Here is a 4,219-nt window from a genome sequence, read left to right as displayed (position 1 = left end):
GCGATGGTGCGCTGGGCGATGATCCGCACCACCAGCAAACGCCTCGCCCGAAAGGTTTAGGAACAGACACTAAGGGCGACGACGCCGGTGACATCAGTGGGCAATCATTGTGACTCCACTGTGGCGAGATCCCACCAGCACGCGATCGGTGCCCGGAAGAAGGGGGCTGTGCTCTCGAGGCCAAGGCACTGCTGGTGGCGACCAGGCGGGCCCACACAGACGTAAAGCTCAGAGGCTGATCTGTAGCGGTGTCTGGGATGTGGGTAAGAATGGAGGTGGCGGCTCCTTCTCCGGGGTCGTTCCCCCGGACTGGAAGTAGGACCCACTATGGCTGAGACCCCGCGCAGGATCACCGAGGACAAGATCGACTGCTTGAGCGAGAGCCGAGGAACCGTGGTGATGAACACTGAGCAGGTCCAGTTCGTTCAGACGGACAACGGTCAGGATCGGGTGGGCCAGGGCGAAGTCCCGCCGCGCTTCTTCTGAGTCGGCAAGCGTGACGCCTTCGAGTCTGGCGACCCTGTTCGGTTTCCTGTTCTTCATCGCCCCCGGCCTATTGGCTGACCTGCTGGAAGCGCGGCGTCGCGCTGGGGCCAAGGAGTCCGCCTTCCGTGAGATCGGCCGGGTGGGGCTCTTCTCCTTAGCCTGTTCTGTGGCCGGAGCTGCGGTGGTGGGTGCCGTGCTGGTCGGGTTGCAGAGATGGACCGGCTTCAACCCACTGCGGGCAGTGCGCGACTCTGCCTACGCCACCGACTACTTTTGGTGGTCAGTCACCGCGGTGGGGCTGGTGTCGATGGTTGGGTGCTTGGCCGCCCTGGGGTTTCAGTATTGGCGTCTAGGGCCCATGCGTCTGCAGGTACAGCAAATCTCTGCCTGGTCCGTCGCCTTCGAGATTCCGGGCCGACTCCAAACCAGACCCATCAGGTGGTTTAAGGGCAAGCTCGATGGCACCGCTGCTGGTCGTTTCATGGCCCGGTTTCACCCCGGGCCGGGGGCCGGCCGTGTGGTGAAGGTTGAGATGCTCAGTGGCGAGCAGTATGTCGGTGTACTGGCTACCTTTACCCCGAACCTCGAGATGGCCGACCGGGAGCTGGCCCTGGCCCAGCCGTTGTGGGTGGAGCGCGATTTAAGCAAAGGTCTGACGCGGGTGCCTCAGGAGTGGGAGCGAATTGTGCTTCGCGGTGACCAGATCAAGGTGATCGCCGTCCAGAAATACGTCTCACCGTCCACATCGGTTTGACTGGGTGCCTACCTTTGTACCGTTTGGCGGGCCTTCACAGCTGAGTGTGGGTAGCGGTTCTCCGCCAGGGGCGATGACCGCCTGCGGCGAGCAGAGCCCGTAACCGGTAGTTGTCGAAGTTGCGGAAGCCGCGGGCGACGCGACGCATGGTCTCGATGACGCCATTGACCGCTTCCGTGGGCCCGTTCGAGGCTCCTGCGGTATCGAAGTAGGCCAGGATCGCGGCCTTCCACCGGCGCAAGGTCCGTCCGAGCCGGGCGATCTCCGGAATGGGACAGGACGGGAAGGCGGCAAGGATCTCGGCGACCAGCCGGCGGCCGGTCTCGGGGCGGGCGTGGTAGACCGCGCGCAGCTTCTGGTAGCAATGCCAGGCAAGGGTGACCTCGTGATGCGGGTCCCCGGCCTCGAGCTTCGCGTTGAGTCGGCGGACCTGCCTCTCGGTCAGGTGCTCGGCGCCGATCTGCAGGGTGCGGCGGATCCCGTACAACGGGTCCCCGGCTCTCCCGCGGTGACCCAGAGTGTCCTGCTGCACGCGGCGGCGGACCTCATCGACGACCTGCCCGCCGAGCTTGACCACATGGAAAGCGTCCAGGACGGTGATCGCCTCCGGGAGCTCGTCGCGGATGGCATTGGCGTAACCGTGGAACGGATCCAGCGTCGCCGTGCGGATCCCGCTCGTGAACGCCGGCCCCTGCTCGATGAGCCAGTCGCCGTAGGCCGCCCCCGTGCGCCCGGGCACCAGATCCAGCAGTCGTGCCCGGGGCCGGCCGTCCTCGCCGCGGGAGTGGTCCACGATCCCGGTGACCAGCCCAGTGCCGGGTGGGCCCACGTGGCGCCACACGTGCTCGTCCACGCCCAGGGCGTCCACCCCGGCCAGCCGATCCTCCGCGGCCAGCTGGGCCTCGATGACTGGAGTGATGGCGTCCCAGACGGTGTTCCAGGCGACCCCGAGCATCTCGGCCAGGGCCGAGACCGCGATGTCATGGCAACGCAGCTGCGTCACCGCCCAAGCAATCGCGCGGGTGGTGAGCTTGGCCCGCGGTGCCGCCAGCTCGTGGACCTCACTGAACGTCACGACCTCGCAGGCGTCCTCCCGGCACCTGAAGATCCGCTTGCGCCACACCACCCGCACGGGCACCCCAGCGCAGGGCAGATCGTGGAGCACGACCTCCCGGCGGCCGTGGCCGGTGGCGAGCACCCCGCAGGACGGGCACCCCACCAGCGTCGGAAAAGTCTCCACCACCACGGTGAACGAGCGTGGTCCGCGTTCCACGGCCCTGACATGGACGTCGGGCAGGTCGAAGAGCGCGCACGCGGGCGCGCAGATAGCATGAGACACGTCGAGGCCTTCATGGATCGGGTTGCTTGGTCGCTACCCATCCTGGAGGCCTCGACCTCCACCCAGACCTCACAACACACCCCTCGAGACGCCCACGCGCACACCGCTACCCATGCTCATCTGTGAAGGGCCCGTTTGGCAGGAACTGTGTTTCACTCTGGCCACCGTGTCCGGGTTGCCCTTGGTGGGCATGATGAATCACCTTGAGTTTAATGCCGTTGCTGTTTGAGCTCGGAAGCATGGACGGCATACCGAAAGAGATTGATCCTCAGCTGCTCAGGAGGTGCGCGCGGATCGTGTCGGAGCACCCGTAGCTGTACCTCGCCCAGACCTCCGCTGTCATCGCAGTTTCCCGGTAGGAGGGTGTCTTCCTGAACCGCCTTGAACTCGGCGCGAAACCCAGAGCGCATCGCCGGCCCCACCACTCAGGCACCTGCTCGTCCCCGCAGTAGCAGAACGCAAGAACCTCGAGCGAGTCTGGGTCAAGAGCGTCAGACCACTCTTGTATAACTGGATGCACTACCTGAAAAAGGAGACCAAACCATGCGCAGAGCGCGGTGCACCCTTGATGGCATGAACTATTCTTCTCAGGACTTTAGTGAGCAGGACGATGCCTGGCGACAGGAACGCAAAGGCACCTTGGAGTGCATCGAGTGCGATGGCCCCGCTTACTACCGGGGAAAAACACCAAAAGGTCATGCGGCTTGTTTCGCCGCCCGCCATACGCTGGGTTGCACCCAGGCTAGCCGCGTCAGCGAAACCCAGGAGGGCGAAGGTGTGGCTGTGGTCCCCGCCATCGAGAACGAGGGCCGCGTCCTGCAACTGAGACTGGACGGCCCCGTTCCTCGCCCGGCCGGGTCCTCTCGCCGCGCCGTGGACGAGACTCCCAACCCCGACGGGGTACGGCGGTATGTGCCAGGTACCGATAATGGGGAGCGCAGAAGAGCAAACCATGCCTCGATGGGCCTGCGCGTGCTTCTAAGTAATCTTGTCAACGATCTGCAATACACCCAATCCAATGAACGCATGAGTGTTCCCGACCGGGGGGACGTCCCCTTGAGGGATCTCATCAGGGCATCTCATGAGGTTAGTGCCGCTGATCTGGACCGCACTACTATAGTTTGGGGGAAAGTTGTCTCAGTGGGGGGAAAGCCAGGCGGAACGCAGTATCTCAATACCGGACCGTACACGAACAACCCGTGCCCAGTTACGCTTTCGTCTGAGCGAGCCGGAGAGCTACTAGAAATACTTGGATGGGATAACTTTCATAACCTTGGGGGGGGACATGTCATTGTCTTCGGAAAAATCCGTCTGTTCAGGGGGCGCCACTACATAGAACCCGAGGACATCAACAAGATCGCTCTACTGACTCACTGATCGGCCCCTCCCACCCCGCCACCGGCCCTGGGGCACTGCTAGCCCGGGGCTGGCTTTACTTAGCACACCGGGGACCATGAGGACGAGGAGCGTGACTGGTTCGTGGACCATCCCGATGCTGCCCGCGTAAACCGGCTCCCGTCTCGACATCTGAGCCCTGATCCACCACCGACCGCGTTCAGGACACCTAAGTGTTGCGGGCAAGGACGTTGTTGACGTTGGCGCGGCTGTTGCCGTGATGGGCGATTCCAGTGCCGCCCAGA

At 63.9% G+C, this 4,219-nt stretch carries 4 protein-coding genes; 3 read left to right on the top strand and 1 reads right to left on the bottom strand.

Translation table 11 applies throughout. The features are described from left to right. Positions 1-327: 327 nt before the first annotated feature. Both RF646_RS13190 and RF646_RS13185 read left to right on the top strand, forming a co-directional pair. Positions 328-486, top strand: a complete 159-nt coding sequence (locus RF646_RS13190) for a hypothetical protein (protein WP_290498808.1) — start codon at positions 328-330, stop codon at positions 484-486. Positions 487-496: 10 nt separating this feature from the next. Next, positions 497-1,240 (top strand): DUF6338 family protein, encoded by a 744-nt coding sequence (locus RF646_RS13185; RefSeq protein ID WP_368836227.1) that lies wholly within the window; start codon positions 497-499, stop codon positions 1,238-1,240. Positions 1,241-1,274: 34 nt separating this feature from the next. On the opposite strand, the gene RF646_RS13180 is transcribed toward RF646_RS13185, so the two are convergent. Next, positions 1,275-2,579: an ISL3 family transposase gene (locus tag RF646_RS13180; protein ID WP_368836226.1), complete on the bottom strand. Its 1,305-nt coding sequence runs from the start codon at positions 2,577-2,579 to the stop codon at positions 1,275-1,277. A 1,026-nt stretch (positions 2,580-3,605) separates the two neighbouring features. Here RF646_RS13180 and RF646_RS13175 point away from each other — a divergent pair. Then, positions 3,606-3,956, top strand: a complete 351-nt coding sequence (locus RF646_RS13175) for a hypothetical protein (RefSeq protein WP_368836225.1) — start codon at positions 3,606-3,608, stop codon at positions 3,954-3,956. The last annotated feature ends 263 nt before the right edge of the window (positions 3,957-4,219 follow it).

It is taken from the genome of Kocuria sp. CPCC 205261, assembly GCF_040981025.1.
In the GTDB taxonomy this organism is placed as follows: Bacteria; Actinomycetota; Actinomycetes; order Actinomycetales; family Micrococcaceae; genus Kocuria; species Kocuria marina.
The sequence above is the reverse complement of the archived record's forward strand: the minus strand, read 5'-3'. Positions and strand labels throughout refer to the sequence as shown.